19 protein-coding genes and 2 riboswitches are annotated in these 16197 nt (G+C 35.0%); of the genes, 9 read left to right on the forward strand and 10 right to left on the reverse strand.

Annotation, left to right across the window (positions count from 1 at the left end; all coding sequences use genetic code 11):
- Positions 1-11: 11 nt before the first annotated feature.
- Both MHB70_RS18465 and MHB70_RS18470 read right to left on the reverse strand, forming a co-directional pair.
- Positions 12-779, reverse strand: a complete 768-nt coding sequence (locus MHB70_RS18465) for a DUF1129 domain-containing protein (RefSeq protein WP_000952880.1) — start codon at positions 777-779, stop codon at positions 12-14.
- Entirely contained in the window at positions 779-1108 is a 330-nt protein-coding gene (locus MHB70_RS18470) for a PadR family transcriptional regulator (RefSeq protein ID WP_000107973.1), read from the reverse strand. Before MHB70_RS18470 ends, MHB70_RS18465 begins: the two co-directional genes overlap by 1 nt.
- Before the next feature lie 133 nt (positions 1109-1241).
- Here MHB70_RS18470 and MHB70_RS18475 point away from each other — a divergent pair, with 133 nt between their 5' ends.
- Positions 1242-2018 (forward strand): 3-hydroxybutyrate dehydrogenase, encoded by a 777-nt coding sequence (locus MHB70_RS18475; protein ID WP_000258447.1) that lies wholly within the window; start codon positions 1242-1244, stop codon positions 2016-2018.
- 118 nt (positions 2019-2136) lie between these two features.
- Here MHB70_RS18475 and MHB70_RS18480 read toward each other — a convergent pair whose 3' ends face one another.
- The 4 genes from MHB70_RS18480 to MHB70_RS18495 all read right to left on the reverse strand — a co-directional run bounded on the left by MHB70_RS18480 (position 2137) and on the right by MHB70_RS18495 (position 5771).
- Positions 2137-2298, reverse strand: coding sequence for a YvrJ family protein (locus MHB70_RS18480; RefSeq protein ID WP_000393323.1), 162 nt, complete (start codon positions 2296-2298; stop codon positions 2137-2139).
- A 66-nt stretch (positions 2299-2364) separates the two neighbouring features.
- Entirely contained in the window at positions 2365-3426 is a 1062-nt protein-coding gene (mtnA, locus tag MHB70_RS18485; protein ID WP_000103030.1) for an S-methyl-5-thioribose-1-phosphate isomerase, read from the reverse strand.
- Entirely contained in the window at positions 3423-4604 is a 1182-nt protein-coding gene (mtnK, locus tag MHB70_RS18490; RefSeq protein ID WP_000542699.1) for an S-methyl-5-thioribose kinase, read from the reverse strand. The genes mtnA and mtnK overlap by 4 nt, the downstream gene beginning before the upstream one ends.
- Positions 4605-4694: 90 nt before the next feature.
- Positions 4695-4835: riboswitch (SAM riboswitch) on the reverse strand.
- A 72-nt stretch (positions 4836-4907) separates the two neighbouring features.
- Complete coding sequence (locus MHB70_RS18495; protein ID WP_002093326.1) at positions 4908-5771, reverse strand: carbon-nitrogen family hydrolase; 864 nt, start codon at positions 5769-5771, stop codon at positions 4908-4910.
- Positions 5772-5785: 14 nt separating this feature from the next.
- Here MHB70_RS18495 and MHB70_RS18500 point away from each other — a divergent pair, with 14 nt between their 5' ends.
- The 6 genes from MHB70_RS18500 to MHB70_RS18525 all read left to right on the forward strand — a co-directional run bounded on the left by MHB70_RS18500 (position 5786) and on the right by MHB70_RS18525 (position 10807).
- Positions 5786-6976 (forward strand): pyridoxal phosphate-dependent aminotransferase, encoded by a 1191-nt coding sequence (locus MHB70_RS18500; RefSeq protein ID WP_000765541.1) that lies wholly within the window; start codon positions 5786-5788, stop codon positions 6974-6976.
- Between the two features lie 52 nt (positions 6977-7028).
- A riboswitch (SAM riboswitch) is annotated at positions 7029-7134 on the forward strand.
- Between the two features lie 64 nt (positions 7135-7198).
- The gene (gene mtnW, locus MHB70_RS18505; RefSeq protein WP_000014211.1) at positions 7199-8443 is read left to right on the forward strand and encodes a 2,3-diketo-5-methylthiopentyl-1-phosphate enolase; all 1245 of its coding nucleotides are present in this window, start codon (positions 7199-7201) and stop codon (positions 8441-8443) included.
- Positions 8440-9099, forward strand: coding sequence for a 2-hydroxy-3-keto-5-methylthiopentenyl-1-phosphate phosphatase (locus MHB70_RS18510; RefSeq protein WP_000027454.1), 660 nt, complete (start codon positions 8440-8442; stop codon positions 9097-9099). The genes mtnW and MHB70_RS18510 overlap by 4 nt, the downstream gene beginning before the upstream one ends.
- Positions 9096-9734, forward strand: a complete 639-nt coding sequence (locus MHB70_RS18515) for a methylthioribulose 1-phosphate dehydratase (RefSeq protein WP_000811318.1) — start codon at positions 9096-9098, stop codon at positions 9732-9734. The genes MHB70_RS18510 and MHB70_RS18515 overlap by 4 nt, the downstream gene beginning before the upstream one ends.
- Positions 9712-10224 (forward strand): 1,2-dihydroxy-3-keto-5-methylthiopentene dioxygenase, encoded by a 513-nt coding sequence (locus tag MHB70_RS18520; RefSeq protein WP_000057312.1) that lies wholly within the window; start codon positions 9712-9714, stop codon positions 10222-10224. The genes MHB70_RS18515 and MHB70_RS18520 overlap by 23 nt, the downstream gene beginning before the upstream one ends.
- 307 nt (positions 10225-10531) lie before the next feature.
- Positions 10532-10807 (forward strand): hypothetical protein, encoded by a 276-nt coding sequence (locus tag MHB70_RS18525; RefSeq protein ID WP_000054649.1) that lies wholly within the window; start codon positions 10532-10534, stop codon positions 10805-10807.
- A gap of 55 nt (positions 10808-10862) precedes the next feature.
- Here the strand turns inward: MHB70_RS18525 and MHB70_RS18530 are convergent, their stop codons facing one another.
- From MHB70_RS18530 to MHB70_RS18545, 4 genes are all read right to left on the reverse strand, one after another.
- A complete protein-coding gene (locus tag MHB70_RS18530) occupies positions 10863-11195 on the reverse strand; it encodes a DUF3909 family protein (RefSeq protein WP_000365606.1) in 333 nt (110 codons plus the stop codon).
- Positions 11196-11200: 5 nt separating this feature from the next.
- A complete protein-coding gene (locus MHB70_RS18535) occupies positions 11201-12079 on the reverse strand; it encodes an NAD(P)-dependent oxidoreductase (RefSeq protein ID WP_061529587.1) in 879 nt (292 codons plus the stop codon).
- Positions 12080-12083: 4 nt separating this feature from the next.
- On the reverse strand, positions 12084-13220 hold the full coding sequence (locus tag MHB70_RS18540) for a serine hydrolase domain-containing protein (protein ID WP_061529588.1): 1137 nt from the start codon (positions 13218-13220) through the stop codon (positions 12084-12086).
- A 91-nt stretch (positions 13221-13311) separates the two neighbouring features.
- Positions 13312-14604: a GGDEF domain-containing protein gene (locus tag MHB70_RS18545; protein ID WP_001023176.1), complete on the reverse strand. Its 1293-nt coding sequence runs from the start codon at positions 14602-14604 to the stop codon at positions 13312-13314.
- A 330-nt stretch (positions 14605-14934) separates the two neighbouring features.
- Here MHB70_RS18545 and MHB70_RS18550 point away from each other — a divergent pair, with 330 nt between their 5' ends.
- A complete protein-coding gene (locus MHB70_RS18550) occupies positions 14935-15552 on the forward strand; it encodes a nitroreductase family protein (protein WP_061529589.1) in 618 nt (205 codons plus the stop codon).
- A 234-nt stretch (positions 15553-15786) separates the two neighbouring features.
- On the forward strand, positions 15787-16005 hold the full coding sequence (locus MHB70_RS18555; protein ID WP_000100489.1) for a hypothetical protein: 219 nt from the start codon (positions 15787-15789) through the stop codon (positions 16003-16005).
- Positions 16006-16197: the final 192 nt, after the last annotated feature.

Genomic DNA, 16197 nt, shown 5'->3' on the forward strand with positions numbered 1-16197 from the left:
TAACCCCTCCCTTAATTAACCGTTTCTCTTCTATTCGTCTTCATCATAATTTCAACGAAAATTAAAATAAATAAACTTCCGTATAAACATATAATCTGAAATAACATTGGCATGAGATCTTCTGATGTAAATGCTTGAAATACTAACATAATAGAAAGAGGAATAATTAAATATAAGTTTTTAAACCATCCTTCAAAATACATGTTTATAGCTACTGTCATGATAAAGATCCCACCAGCTAACATATAACTTTGCATTTGGGTGAATGTAACCATCTTTGTAGGATATATTACATCTAATATCGTAACAACTCCTAATAAAAACATTGGAGCAATCATGACTAAAGACCACATAGAAAACCACGTTTTTGTAAAGCTTGTTACAAAGGTCATTTTACGAAGCAAAAAATTAGGGCCTAACACAGCTAACATTAATGTGAAACTATAACCAATGCACTGAATAAGTGAAATTTGTAACTTTCCGTTATTCACTATTAAAATAGAAGCAATAATCCAAAATGCTACGATATTCATTACTGTAAAACCAATTTGCTTCCACGTTTCCTGTCTATCTCTTTCCATCACTTTTACAAGTTCATTAGCATATTCTTTCGGCGAACTTCCAAAAATTTCTTCTACACTTTTCCCGTCACTCTCACCTTCTATTAAATGCAACTCTGCATCTTCTAAAAAGCTTTCCATATCGCTTTCTTTCACACTCTTTGCGGTCAAAAACAATCTCATATCTAACAAAAACTTTTGTGCTTCACTTGATAGCATTATTTTCTTCCCTTCCCTTCAAGTAGACGTTCTACACTACTTTGCATCGCTTCCCAGCGACCCATAAATTCATCCAGTTCATCTTCTCCCTTTTCTGTTAACGTATAATACTTCCTTTTTGGACCAGATGGAGATTCCTTCATTACACTTGATATTAGCCCCTCTTTTTGCATCCGTATTAACAACGGATAAATACTTCCCTCACTCGCCATTGTAAAACCATACTTCGCTAGCTTTTCACTCATTTCATAACCGTATATTTCACCTTCAGAAATAATAGCAAGTAAGCATCCTTCTAAAATCCCTTTCAGCATTTGACTTGTCGACATAATTGAAATCCTCCCACTATCTTGTTTTACAAGATAGCTAACGGATTTTTTCCAAATGTTTGCAGGAATTTCGTAGTTCCCCCTCTAAATAGAGCAATGAGGGAACTTTTATTATGAAGGAGTGTTTTTCATCATGGTTACAAATCGAGTTGTCTTTTTAACAGGTGCTGCGAGTGGTATTGGTTATGAAATGGGGAATACCTTTGCAAAAGAAGGCGCAAAAGTTGTTATTACTGATCGCCTTGAAGATCGTGCGAAAGAAGCTGCTGAGCAATTACAAAAAGAAGGCTTTCAAGCTATCGGTTTACAATGTGACGTTACATCTGAAGAAGAAATTACAGTAGCGCTTTCTCAAACAGTTAGTCATTTCGGTTCATTAGACGTATTAATTAACAATGCAGGAATGCAACATGTTTCACCGATTGAAGATTTTCCAACTGAGAAATTCGAGCTTCTTATTAAAATTATGCAAATCGCTCCATTTATCGCCATCAAACACGCTTTTCCTATTATGAAAAAACAAAAATACGGCCGGATTATTAACGTCGCTTCTATTAATGGCCTTGTCGGATTCGCCGGAAAAGCTGCCTACAATAGCGCAAAACATGGCGTAATTGGACTGACAAAAGTTGCCGCATTAGAAGGTGCTACCCATGGAATTACTGTTAATGCACTTTGCCCTGGTTATGTCGATACCCCTCTTGTACGTAATCAACTACAAGACTTAGCTACTACACGAAATGTACCGCTTGAAAATGTTTTAGAAGATGTCATTTATCCACTTGTACCACAAAAACGTTTATTACAAGTACAAGAAATTGCTGATTATGCTATGTTTTTAGCGAGTGAAAAAGCAAAAGGCATAACTGGTCAAGCTGTCGTTATCGATGGTGGTTATATTGCTCAATAAAGTGAAACTTTAATCAGTGGGGCTTCATCCCCCACTGATTCGTAGCCCTCACCAATCGGGCTTTTACGGGCAGTTAATGCGTGATAAAAAAATAAAGTTTGCTCACGAAGAGCAAACTTTATTTTTTATCACGAGGATCATCGTACTTTAGTAATTGCTGTGGCAGTTTCTCTATCGCAACAGTTATCCCATCTAATTTACTTTCAATCCGATGGAGTAAATATAATGTTACAACAATTGGAAAGCCTACATTACCTATCATCCCGATCCACTCTTCCATCCTTCTCTCCTCCTTTCATTATATAAATAAGGGGAAAAGGCACATTTAGGCATAAAAAACAAGCTATTATGTATTAGCTTGTTTTTCAAATAATGATGCAATTTCTCGCTCATAATCTCCACGTATAATACCTTTCTCAGTAATAATACCTGTAATTAATTCATGCGGTGTTACGTCAAATGCAGGATTATAAACATCTGTACCAATCGGTGCCACTTGTTTGCCAAAAATTTTCGTAACTTCTGTTTCATCTCTTTCTTCAATAACAATTTCGGTACCTGTTTGTTTCGTAATATCAAACGTAGATAACGGAGCTGCAACGTAAAATGGAATTTCGAAATACTTTGCTAATATAGCTAAATTCATTGTTCCGATTTTATTTGCCGTATCTCCATTTGCGACAATTCGATCTGCCCCTACGATAATTGCATCAATTTCTTTCGTACGAATTGCATGAGCTGCCGTATTATCTGTAATAAGCGTCACATCAATACCCGCTTGCTTTAACTCCCATGTCGTTAAACGGCCACCTTGTAAAACCGGTCTCGTTTCACATGCATACGCATGTAAGTGTACACCTTTTTCTTTCCCGATATAAAACGGCGCTAATGCAGTACCATACCTTGCAGTTGCAATACTTCCAGCATTACAAATTGTTAAAATGTTATCACCGTCTGTAAAGCATGTTAACGCATGTTCCCCAATACTCCGGCATACCTCTTCATCTTCCTGCTGAATGCGAAGCGCTTCTTCTTCTAATGTTTTTTGCGCTTCTTTTATTGTAATAATCTCTCGAATAGATTCTCTCATACGATCAATTGCCCAAAACAAATTCACTGCCGTCGGTCGTGATGTCCCTAAATAGTTACAATCTCTATTAAATATCTTCTGAAATTCTTCAATATGTATCGTGTTATATTTTTTTGATGCAAGCGCCAAACCAAATGCTGCTACAATTCCAATTGCGGGTGCTCCGCGTACTTCTAGCATTACAATACTTTTCCATACCTCTTCAATAGTCGTCAACGTTTTATATTCTGTACTATACGGCAACTTTGTTTGATTTAATACCGCAATTGCATCACCTTTCCAACTTACAGACCTCGGAACAGTTACAAATGTACTCATGCTTTTATGCCTCCTGAAACTGTCTGTTGAAATAATGTTCGAAACAGTTGAATATCAGCACACTTAGATTCATATTTTATTAGTTCTTTTCCTAAGTACAGCGCTTGCTTCTTAGCTTGAATTCTTCTTTCTTTATTTGCTATTTCATCTAAATCCGCTACATGAGCTAAACCAATTGTTCTACGAATCAGTTCACATCCGGCAAATCCGACGGCATCAGTAAAGATATTTTGCAAAATAATTGGTAACCATTGTTTTTCTTTCGTATATGCTTCTACCCCTTCTCCAATCCATAACTTCGTAAAAGTTTCTACAAAATAACTCCATGTCTTTTCTATATGGAAAAATAGTACACTTCTCTTTTCTTCTTCTCTCGATAAAGCATTTAATAATAGATTTGCGATAAATTGACCGATATCAAAGCCAAATGGACCGTACGTTGCAAATTCTGGATCAATCACTTTCGTTTCAGAAGGTGATGAAAAAATACTACCAGTATGTAAATCACCATGAATAAGCGCTTCTTTTCTCGTTAAAAACTTATATTTATATTGTGCTACTTTTAGTTTTAAAATTTTGTCACTCCAAAGTTCATCAATCACTGACTGTAAATCTGACTCATAATCATTCGTATCGTAATGTCCAAACGGATCCGTAAAAACTAAATCTTCTGTAATTTTACTAAGGTCTGGATTTACAAATGTACCTTCTAGCATCCTTTTCTCTTCTGACTGTAAACCGAAATCTGAAGTATAAAATAAAACATGTGCTAGAAAACGACCGATATGCTGGGATAAAAGTGGATATCCTTCTCCATCTATTAATCCTTTTCTTGTAATTGTTAGTCTTGATAAGTCTTCTATTACTGTAACTGCTAACTCTTCATCATGACTGTACACTACCGGAACATAATCTGGTACATACTTCGCGAAAATTTGTAATGCCTTGCTTTCAATCGTCGCTCTTTTTATAGACAACGGCCAGCTCTCACCAACTACTTTCGCATATGGAAGTGCTTGTTTTATTATAATTGATCTCTCTCCATCAACTAATTTGAACACGTAATTTAAATTTCCATCTCCTATTTCATGACAAACTACATTCGCCTTCTTGTCAAAATATCCATGTTCTTTCGCATATTGTACAGCTGTTACTTCTGTTAATGAATAATATCCCATCGTCTTTTCCTCCTTTTTAAATTCAGAGGTTTTTCTAACGCAGAAAAACCTCTTTCCACTAAGAAAGAGGTTTGAAGTTTATCTTCTCCCCTCTTATCTGCCAGAAATTTTACTTTCTGCTGGAATTAGCACCGTGCCTTTTGGCGTCATAAACGCCCCATTTCACAATGGTATTACGGTCGGTTGCTGGGCTTCATCGGGCCAAATCCCTCCACCTGCTCTTGATAAGAGTTATATAATTTTTTAGAATTTTTAACTTTATGTTGAAGACTATACCAAGAATAAAAATCACTTGTCAATATTTTATTTGTATAGTTCTGGACGGCGATCTGCAAAAACTGGAATTCCTTTACGTACCTCTTTAATCTTTTCGAATGTAAGTTCTCCAAATAAAATGGATTCCTCTTTATTTGCCTCTACCACGACTTCACCCCAAGGATCCACAATTAGAGAATGACCTGCAAACTCATTATTCGGATCCTTTCCTGACCTATTGCATGCAACAACATAACATTGATTTTCAACTGCTCTTGCTTGCAATAGCAAACGCCAATGTGCTAAACGAACTAATGGCCATTCTGCTACAACGAAGAAAACTTTTGCCCCTTTAGCAGTATGAACGCGCATCCATTCTGGAAAACGAATATCATAGCAAATTGTGCCAGCGCACTCGATATCATCTAGTTTAAATTCACCTGTTTTATTACCCGCCATTAAATATTTGTGTTCATCCATAAGCTGAAATAAATGTACTTTACTATATTCATTGACTAGATCTCCTTCGTTGTTTACGACATACATTGTATTGGTAACCCCTTGCTCTGTTTGCTTTGCTATAGAACCACCAACAATATGTACACCATATTGCTTCGACCATTCTTTCAACCTTTCTTTCGTTTCTAATCCATCTCTATCTGCAATTTCAGAAAGCCTCGTTAAATCATATCCTGTTGTCCATAGTTCTGGTAAGACGATAACATCTGGTCTTTCCTTCATCGCTTCGCTTATTTTGTTTTTAGCGTTCTCCATATTTTTTTCTACATCTCCAAATACAATATCCATTTGAATACATGCGACTTTCATTTTTTCAGCCCCATTCTTAATTTTCTCTTTACAAAATACTGGAAAGATTATATCATTTGTCACTAGAATTGTAACAACTTTCAAAAGAGGTGGAAAGTATGAAATTATTTCAACCTTCTGAGATAGTAACATCATTGCCAACACAATTTTTCGCTTCACTTGTTGCAAAAGTTAACAAAGTCGTTGCGGCTGGTCACGATGTTATTAATCTAGGTCAAGGTAATCCAGATCAACCAACACCGCAGCATATCGTAAAAGCTTTACAACATGCTGCAGAAAAGACCATTCATCATAAATATCCGCCATTTCGCGGACACGAAAGCTTAAAAGAAGCCGTGGCAACATTCTATCAACGTGAATATGATGTAGTAGTAAATCCAAAAACTGAAGTTGCTATTTTGTTTGGTGGAAAAGCTGGATTAGTAGAATTACCAATGTGTTTTACCAATCCTGGTGATACGATTCTCGTTCCCGATCCAGGCTATCCAGATTATTTATCCGGAGTTGCTTTAGCAAAAGCACAATTTGAAACAATGCCGCTTATTGCCGAAAATAAATTTTTACCAGATTATACAAAAATTGATGACGCTATTGCGAAACAAGCAAAGTTAATGTTTTTAAACTATCCAAACAATCCTACTGGTGCTACTGTATCAAAAGATTTCTTTGATGAAACCATTCATTTTGCTAATAAACATAATATATTAGTCGTTCACGATTTTGCTTACGGTGCGATCGGATTTGATGGTCAAAAACCGGTTAGTTTCTTGCAAGCAGACGGTGCAAAAGATATAGGAATTGAAATTTACACATTATCCAAAACTTTCAATATGGCTGGATGGCGTATTGCTTTTGCCATAGGGAATGAAAGTGTCATCGAAACAATTAACCTATTGCAAGATCATATGTATGTTAGTATTTTTGGTGCAGTTCAAGACGCTGCCCGCGAAGCGCTATTAAGTTCACAATCTTGCGTCGTAGATCTTGTAAATAGTTACGAATCTCGAAGAAATGCTCTTATTTCAGCTTGTCACTCTATCGGTTGGAATGTAGACATCCCAACCGGATCCTTCTTTGCATGGCTTCCTGTACCAGAAGGCTATACATCTGAGCAATTTTCTGATATTTTGCTAGAAAAAGCACACGTTGCAGTTGCTCCTGGTGTTGGATTTGGTGAACACGGTGAAGGATACGTCCGCGTTGGTCTCTTGCACACAGAAGAACGATTACGAGAAGCAATTAATCGAATTGATAAATTAAATTTTTTCAAAAAGTCGTTGACAACATGAAAAATATCTGACAAAATTCAGTTATCTTAAAAATTTAAACATTTCTAAATACTTCTTATCAAGAGCAGGTGGAGGGACGAGCCCGACGAAACCCGGCAACCGATCTACAATTGTAGACACGGTGCTAATTCTCGCAGCATTACGCTGACAGATAAGGAGCTGGTTGTAAAAAAACCTCTCCTTAGCTGAGAGGTTTTTTTATTTAACTAGGAGGTTATAACAATGAGCGGAATTATAGCGACGTATTTAATCCATGACGATTCACTTAACTTAGACAAAAAGGCTGAACAAATTGCACTCGGTTTAACAATTGGCTCTTGGACTCATTTGCCACATTTATTACAAGAACAATTAAAACAACATAAAGGCAACGTCATTCATATTGAGGAATTAGATGAACAAGAACATATCAATTCGTATCTACGCAAAAAAGTAAAACGTGGGATTATTAAAATCGAATACCCATTATTAAATTTCAGTCCAGATTTACCAGCGATTTTAACAACTACATTCGGAAAGTTATCACTTGATGGCGAAGTGAAATTAATTGACTTAACGTTTTCAGACGAATTAAAAAAGCACTTTCCTGGTCCAAAATTCGGTATAGACGGTATTCGAAATCGTGTACAAGTGTATAACCGTCCCCTTTTAATGAGCATTTTCAAAGGAATGATTGGACGAAATATTGGATACTTAAAAACTCAATTACGCGATCAAGCAATTGGTGGTGTGGATATCGTAAAAGATGATGAAATTTTATTCGAGAACTCCTTAACACCACTTGCGAAGCGAATTGTATCTGGAAAAGAAGTTTTACAATCCGTATATGAAACATACGGCCATAAAACATTATATGCCGTAAATTTAACAGGGCGAACTTTCGACTTAAAAGAAAATGCGAAACGCGCAGTGCAGGCTGGTGCTGATATTCTATTATTTAATGTATTTGCTTACGGACTAGATGTACTACAATCACTGGCAGAAGATGATGAAATCCCAGTTCCTATTATGGCACACCCTGCTGTAAGTGGTGCTTATTCAGCATCCAAGCTATATGGGGTCTCATCTCCATTATTACTTGGAAAGCTACTACGTTATGCTGGTGCTGATTTTTCTTTATTCCCGTCTCCATACGGAAGTGTTGCGTTAGAAAAGGAAGAGGCTTTCAACATTTCAAACTATCTAACTGAAGACGATGCGTTTTTCAAGAAAAGTTTCTCTGTCCCATCTGCTGGCATTCATCCTGGTTTCGTTCCCTTTATTCTACGAGACTTCGGTAAAGATGTTGTTATTAATGCGGGCGGCGGCATACATGGGCATCCGTATGGGGCGCAAGGTGGTGGAAAGGCTTTCCGCACTGCAATTGATGCTACTTTGCAAGGTAATCTACTCCATGAAGTAGATGACATAAATTTGCATAGCGCACTACAAATATGGGGAAATCCCTCTTATGAGGTGAAATTATGAGTATTCAAGTATTTTGTGATTTCGATGGTACGATTACAAATAACGATAACATTATGTCGATTATGGAAAAATTCGCACCACCAGAAGCAGAAGAAATAAAGCAAAGAATTTTATCACAAGAGCTTTCTATTCAAGAAGGTGTTTCTCAATTATTTCAATTGCTACCTACTAATTTGCATGATGATATAATTCAATTTTTAAAAGAAACTGCCGAAATTCGTAGTGGCTTTCGTGAATTTATACAATTTGTAAATGAAAATAATATTTCTTTTTACGTTGTATCAGGTGGAATGGATTTCTTCGTCTATCCACTCTTACAAGGAATCATTCCAAAAGAGCAAATTTACTGTAATGAAACAGACTTTTCAAATGAATACATTACAGTTAAGTGGCCTAACCCTTGTGATCATTACTGTCAAAATCATTGTGGATTATGTAAATCATCTTTAATCCGCAAATTAAGTGATACAAATAATTTCCATATTGTAATCGGAGATTCTATTACTGATTTACAAGCTGCGAAACAAGCAGATAAAGTATTCGCTCGCGATTTCCTTATTACAAAGTGTAAAGAAAATCATATTGTTTATACACCGTTTGAAACATTTCACGATGTTCAAGCTGAATTAAAACATTTGTTGGAGGTGAAATCATGAAACAACTGTTTCGTCAATGGTATGACTTAAGCGAGATTAAAAAAGAATTAACAACTCGAAATTGGTTTCCAGCAACAAGTGGCAATATTTCTATAAAAGTTAGTCATGAGCCGCTTACTTTCCTTATTACAGCAAGCGGTAAAGATAAAACAAAAACCACTCCAGATGATTTTCTATTAGTAGATCATGCAGGAGTTCCTGTTTTAGAGACTGAATTACGCCCTTCAGCAGAAACAATATTGCATACACATATTTATAACAATACGAATGCCGGGTGCGTACTTCATGTTCATACAACGGATAACAATGTCATCACAAATTTGTATAGCGATACAGTCACCCTTCAAAATCAAGAAATCATTAAAGCTCTTGATATTTGGGAGGAAGGTGCAACAATTCACATTCCTATTATCGAAAACCATGCTCATATCCCAACACTTGGGGAAAACTTCCGAAAACATATACAAGGAGATTCGGGAGCAGTATTAATTCGAAATCACGGCATCACTGTATGGGGCCGTGATAGCTTTGATGCAAAGAAAAGATTAGAAGCTTATGAGTTTTTATTCCAATTTCATATAAAACTATTATCAATTCAAGGAGGCGTTTCTAATGGCGCAAATTCGTATTCATGAAGTAAATACTCGCATTGAGAATGAAGTGGAAGTATCAAAATTTCTACAAGAGGAAGGCGTTTTATATGAGAAATGGAATATTTCTAAACTTCCTACTCATTTAAATGAAAATTATTCGTTAACAGATGATAACAAAGCTGAAATATTAACTGTTTTTTCAAAAGAAATCGCTGATGTTTCAGCACGCCGAGGTTATAAAGCGCATGATGTAATTTCACTTTCAAGTAGCACACCTAACCTTGACGAATTATTAATTAATTTCCAAAAAGAACACCATCATACTGATGATGAAGTTCGCTTTATTGTCAGTGGCCATGGCATCTTTGCTATTGAAGGCAAAGATGGAAAATTCTTTGACGTTGAACTTGAGCCAGGCGACCTAATCTCTGTTCCTGAAAATGCAAGACATTATTTTACTTTGCAGGATGATCGTCAAGTTGTAGCTATTCGTATTTTTGTTACAACTGAAGGCTGGGTTCCAATCTATTAAGGTAGCTAGTTGAATAAAAGGACTTGGACCCCCTTTTCCAACCTTTTATTCACTCTACATATATACATCCTCCTATGGAACAGGCTTATTTCAAAAAATGAAATAGGCCTGATTTTTTATTTATTCAAAGCATCTTTCCTCTTCTTCCAAGAAACAATCTATCCACTCGATTTTTCAAGTGTATTTCTCAACCCTTTTTGAACATTTGTTGAACTTTTTTTGAATTTTTTCTGAAAATTCTGTTTTATATATGATATACTACAACTAATAAGAAGGAAAATAATATTGCAAACAGAGGGGGATAATCATGAGTTTACTTATCGCACTTATACTAGGAGTTTTATGCGGAGCTATTCCTGTTATTTTAGGAGCTATTATGGAAGAGTTAGAAGTTGGTGTTTTAGGTTTTGTCGCCTCTTGTGTAAGCGCTTTATTTTTTGGTTTATACGGCGCTATTCCTGTTGCTATTCTGTGCGCATTTTATATATTACGCCACGCTCGCTCAAAACAATTTGGCGCTAACCACATGGCGCAAGTTATCCCGTTCCCGGTTGAACGGTGCCGTCGAGCTTCTAGCTTATAATTATAAAAATGAAATATATTTACCTAAATAAATAAAAGTCCTCAAATGAGGACTTTTATTTATTTTCTTCTAGAAATTGAAACAATTCTTGTAGATGTAACGCATCTTCACTATAGCTAACAGACACATGACATATATCGTCAATCTCAGCTTGCATATAAAGATCCACTCCATCACGATCATATTTTAATGCCAAGTAAAACTCCATTTCTTCTAACATCTTTTTTGAAGTTCGAATGACATAATGCCCTTTCTCATCTCTTCCATATTCAAAGTTTGGTTCAAAATCATATTTTTGTTTAAAGGCTTCCTTTTGTTTTTCATTGATTTGTATACAAGTTGCTCGCTGCACAGCATCAATCATCTCATCAAACTTTTGGAGATCCATCTCATTTACCCCCTTATATACTTTTTATATAACACTTGTGTTCCGCTATTTTCTTCTCCATCCATAATTAACTCTTCATACAATTCTTTCGCCAAGCTTAAACCTGGTACTGGTAATTGTAATTTTTCAGCCTCATCTAAAGCGATTTTCATATCTTTCATAAAATGCTTTACGTAAAACCCTGGCTCAAAGTCTCCTTTTAACATTCGAGGAGCTAAATTATTTAATGACCAACTACCTGCTGCACCTGTTGAAATACTCTCTAATACTTTATCTGGATTTAGTCCAGCCTTTTTCGCGTAAGCAACAGCTTCACATACTCCAATCATGTTGGATGCAATTGCAATTTGATTGCACATTTTCGTATGTTGTCCACTCCCAGCTGGTCCTTGTAACTGAATATTTGTTCCTAGTTTTTCAAATAACGGTAAACATCTATCATATATGTCTTTCTCTCCACCGACCATAATTGCAAGTCTTGCTTCTTTAGCACCAACATCTCCTCCAGATACTGGGGCATCTAACGTAAATACATTCTTTCTTTTACCAACTTCATTTATACGTTTTGCCAATGTTGGTGTAGATGTCGTAAAATCAATGGCTATCGCGCCTTCATTTGCATTCTCTATAATCCCTTCACTTCCAAAGTACACTTCTTCAACATCATGTGGATATCCAACCATAGTCATTACAACATCTACTTGCTTCACTAACTCTTTCGGTGTATCACACCAATTTGCACCATCTTGTACTAATGAATCTGTCTTCGCTTTCGTTCTATTATATACATATACTTTATGACCTTCTTGCATTAAATGACGAACCATACTTTTTCCCATTACACCAATACCGATGAAACCTATTGATAAAATTTTGTTTTCCATATTCTCATCCCCTTTGTTCTAATAAATCATTTACCATCTTTCGAAACTCATTATTAAAATCATCATCCATACTATTTTTCACATTTGAAAATAAAATAACAAAAGTCCCTTTTTCTTTATTAAAATTATTGAAAGTGTTCCAACCAGATAGTACACCATGATTATGAAAATAATCTGGGTATATATAAAAACTAAATGCATATTTCCGTTCTTCTGAAGGTGAAAACATCGCTTGCATACTTTGTTCAGAAAGAAGTTTCCCATTTATAATTGCTTCGTCTAATTTCTTCATATCTCCAACTGTCGTATACATCTCGCCGCAACCGTATAACCAATCCATTGACAATTTTTGTGCAGGTTCAAGTACATTATCTTTCTTAACGTACCCTTTAGTAAAATGCTGATCTCCCGGCGCCATATTTCCCATACCAGATTCGTGCATTTCTGCTTTAATAAATATATTTTCTTTTATGTAATCTCCTAACGTTTTTTTTGATATGCTTTCTATAATATAAGCAAGCACCATATAATTATAATCTGTATATCTCCAACCTGCTCCTGGTGGAAACTCTACTTTTTGACTCCCAATCCAATTTACTAAGTTTATACGAGAAGCCGCATTCACTTTTCCTTTGCCGCTTTCCGGTAAACCCGATGTATGCGTTAATAAATGATATAAAGTGATATTTTTATCTGCTGGAAATGAAGGAATATATGTATTTACATTTTCCTGAATGTTTAATTTCCCTTGTTCTTGTAGCTGTAAAATAGATGTAGCAACTACTGTTTTCGTAATAGAACCGATACGATATTTTGTTTGAGGTGTATTTTCTATTTTATATTGAACATCAGCATATCCATATCCTTTATTCAATATAACACGCTCTTTATCAGTCACCAAAACTGTCCCATTAAATTGCTTTCCTACTAAATATTGATCTAATTTTTGAGATATACTAGCATAATCAATTTGTCTCTCTTCTTTTTCTTCTATATTATCTTGCACTTCTGACCCAATAGCCGGGGCCACATTAGTAGTTAACACTGTTTGTTCCATTACACTGGGAGCATAGAAAGCATAGTATACTCCACCGCAAACAACAGTACATAGTGAAGCAACTACTATTATTTTTTTTATCATATTGTTCCTCCATAATTACTTCATTACATATGGTCTCCCTACTACTATTATCAGGCAATAAAAAAAAATCGCAACAATTAGTTGCGAAAAATCACATTTTTTCTTTTCTATATATACATACCTGATTTTTCCCATTTTTTTTCGCTTCATATAATGCAATGTCCGCTCGCTGCATTAATTCTTCTCTTGTAATTCCTTTCTCATATAACGCTACTCCAAAACTCGCTGTTAATTTCGAAATTCCAGAGAATTGTTTTGTTTCAATAAAAAAGCGCAATGATTCTGCAACTTGAAATGCTTCTTTTTCTACTGTATTTGTCACTAATATAATAAATTCTTCTCCTCCCCATCTTGCAAATACATGTTGTTGCTCTACTTTAGACTTCATAAGTTCTGCAAGTTGTATTAATGCTAAGTCTCCAAAATCATGACCATATGTGTCATTTACTGTTTTAAAATTATCTATATCAAATAATATAATTGCCATTTTTTCATCGTTACGTATTACATTATCCCACTCTACCTCTAATATTTGTTGGAACTTCAAACGATTATAAATCTCTGTCAATGAATCTATCATGGCAAGTCTTTCTTGTTCTTGATAGATTTCATCTAATTCTGTAATCTCTGTACACTTTACAATAAATCTCGATAAATCTTCTGGTAACGGCGTCGCACGTAATAAAAAAGTTGATACAATTCCTTCATAATTAGACATCTTAATTCTTCTATCATATGATAATGTATCATCTAACCATGTTATATCATGAGTCGTCGAATAATATCCATTTTCTCTAATAAAATGTTCGGCAAACACTAAATGTTGCTCACGATAATCAAACAAATTTTCATATCCAAAAAACTCTAAAAAATTCGTATTACAATCAACAATCTCATCATCTTCTACTATAAATAATAGATCATTGTGAAAATCAAACATCATCTGCAGTAGTTCTTGTTGCAAACTTACTTGCCGCACTAAAGAAAGTTGATACAAACTTTTATTTACTTCCTCTAACACTACTTGTGGAGTTACTGGGGCTATCACAATATTACGTATTCCTAACGTAAGCACCTCTGTAAACTCATTTGTTATTTGTTGATCCCAAATGACAATGAATGTACTATGTGGATTATACATATTCTTTATATATTTTATTTGAGAAAAATCTGTTACATACATAATTACAATATGCGGTTTAGTCTTATGAAACAATAGTTCTCCTTCTTCAAAACTATTTGCTATAAACATGCATTTGGGATGAATATTTTCAATCGTTTGTTGATGTGTGCATCCATTTTCTATATAAAGGACATTTAACTTAAGATCTTGTAATACATTTTGGAAAACCGTATTCTCTAATAAAAAATGTAGTATGTTCATCACTAGTCTTCACTCACTTCATATATCTTGTTCTACAGAATTCCTCACAAACGTTTTATAAATAGCTATTCCCAAAAACTTTAATGCGTGAGGGATACATAGTAACAAGCTAATTGAGAATGTAATCTTCGCTTTTTCACTCTATAAATTCCTTTTTTAGTGTATGATTATAGGAATTGTATCGTTTGTATGAATGCCCTAGCTTACTCTTTAAAACTTGACAATTAAAATAAAGATATTATATTCTTAAACTCGACAACTTACAAAATGTAAGTAGAAGATATTACATTTATTTTTAAATAATTTGATATGTAATTTGGAGGATATATAATGACAAACGATAACTTTTTTAACGTTCTATATGAACGCACGTCTACACGTACATTCAACCCAGACAAAGAAATTTCATCGACAGAATTACATGAAATTTTAAAAGCAGCTGCACAAGCACCTTCTGCTTGGAACCTGCAACACTGGAAATTCCTTGTTTTCCAAGGAGAAGATGTACAAAAACGATTACATCCAATTGCTTATAACCAACAACAAATTCTCGATGCTTCTGCAGTAGTCGCTGTTTTAGGTGATTTAGAAGCTTATAAAAATGTTGAACCCGTTTATGGTCCAATTGTTGAACAAGGCTTTATGAAAGAAGAAGCAAAAGAGCGCTTAGCTAAAAACATTGAATCTGCATATACTCGTGAACAATTCCCAAGAGATGCTGCTTTTTCAAATGCATCTTTAGCAGCAATGCAACTTATGCTTGCAGCTAAAGCAACTGGCTGGGACACTTGCGCTATCGGTGGTTTCAATCCACAAGCACTTACAGAAGAATTCAATGTTTCATCTCGATACGTACCAATTATGCTTATTACAATTGGTGAATCAACTTTAAAAGGCCACCCTGCACCACGAATGAGCGTAGAGCAAGTGAGTGAATGGGCAAAATAGTAAAAACGAAGGTAATTTCATTACCTTCGTTTTTTTATACTCTGTCACACATCCGTAATATTACAATGTGTTATTCGATATCTACAGATAGATAAACAGTACAGTTTATGTTAATTCCATAAACAAATATGACGTTTTGTGTCGAAATTTGTTAAAACATCGAAATATAACCGTGTATTTTTGTTACAATTATGATACAATGATAACAAATAGATAACAAGAGAGGGATTTTCATTGAGTTCATACGGAAGCTTTATCGCACTTTTAAGTTACATAGTAACTGTACTACTTCTATATTTTATTGGCGATGCTGCAAACATATCAGTGTTACAATTCCCAAAAGAAGAAGCGTTCCAATTAGACGCAGAAAAACATACTGCGCGATCCATTGCACCATTACTCTTAGCTCTCCCAGTATATATCATTGTTTTATATAAAAGTAAAAAAGTGTAAAGCCTACCTATTTCATTCATTTTGGTGGTCTTTACACTTTTTTGTGATATTTCCCCTATTTTAAACATCATTCCGTACTAAACACCCAGCTAGTCTTTTAAAATGAGAAAATACCCTAGAAAAAATTCCACGCTCTGTCCAGTCACTAACTACCGAACTTACATAGATTATAAGTGTGAAGGGGGTGATGAG

Source organism: Bacillus sp. FSL M7-1020 (assembly GCF_038050415.1).
Lineage (GTDB): Bacteria > Bacillota > Bacilli > Bacillales > Bacillaceae_G > Bacillus_A > Bacillus_A toyonensis.

Bases quoted from the DNA above. Each gene is read 5' to 3' on its own strand.
- MHB70_RS18465 (WP_000952880.1), bottom strand. From the start codon at position 779: ATGCTATCAAGTGAAGCACAAAAGTTTTTGTTAGATATGAGATTGTTT.
- MHB70_RS18470 (WP_000107973.1), bottom strand. From the start codon at position 1,108: ATGTCGACAAGTCAAATGCTGAAAGGGATTTTAGAAGGATGCTTACTT.
- MHB70_RS18475 (WP_000258447.1), top strand. From the start codon at position 1,242: ATGGTTACAAATCGAGTTGTCTTTTTAACAGGTGCTGCGAGTGGTATT.
- MHB70_RS18480 (WP_000393323.1), bottom strand. From the start codon at position 2,298: ATGGAAGAGTGGATCGGGATGATAGGTAATGTAGGCTTTCCAATTGTT.
- mtnA (WP_000103030.1), bottom strand. From the start codon at position 3,426: ATGAGTACATTTGTAACTGTTCCGAGGTCTGTAAGTTGGAAAGGTGAT.
- mtnK (WP_000542699.1), bottom strand. From the start codon at position 4,604: ATGGGATATTATTCATTAACAGAAGTAACAGCTGTACAATATGCGAAA.
- MHB70_RS18500 (WP_000765541.1), top strand. From the start codon at position 5,786: ATGAAATTATTTCAACCTTCTGAGATAGTAACATCATTGCCAACACAA.
- mtnW (WP_000014211.1), top strand. From the start codon at position 7,199: ATGAGCGGAATTATAGCGACGTATTTAATCCATGACGATTCACTTAAC.
- MHB70_RS18510 (WP_000027454.1), top strand. From the start codon at position 8,440: ATGAGTATTCAAGTATTTTGTGATTTCGATGGTACGATTACAAATAAC.
- MHB70_RS18515 (WP_000811318.1), top strand. From the start codon at position 9,096: ATGAAACAACTGTTTCGTCAATGGTATGACTTAAGCGAGATTAAAAAA.
- MHB70_RS18520 (WP_000057312.1), top strand. From the start codon at position 9,712: ATGGCGCAAATTCGTATTCATGAAGTAAATACTCGCATTGAGAATGAA.
- MHB70_RS18525 (WP_000054649.1), top strand. From the start codon at position 10,532: ATGAGTTTACTTATCGCACTTATACTAGGAGTTTTATGCGGAGCTATT.
- MHB70_RS18530 (WP_000365606.1), bottom strand. From the start codon at position 11,195: ATGGATCTCCAAAAGTTTGATGAGATGATTGATGCTGTGCAGCGAGCA.
- MHB70_RS18535 (WP_061529587.1), bottom strand. From the start codon at position 12,079: ATGGAAAACAAAATTTTATCAATAGGTTTCATCGGTATTGGTGTAATG.
- MHB70_RS18540 (WP_061529588.1), bottom strand. From the start codon at position 13,220: ATGATAAAAAAAATAATAGTAGTTGCTTCACTATGTACTGTTGTTTGC.
- MHB70_RS18545 (WP_001023176.1), bottom strand. From the start codon at position 14,604: ATGAACATACTACATTTTTTATTAGAGAATACGGTTTTCCAAAATGTA.
- MHB70_RS18550 (WP_061529589.1), top strand. From the start codon at position 14,935: ATGACAAACGATAACTTTTTTAACGTTCTATATGAACGCACGTCTACA.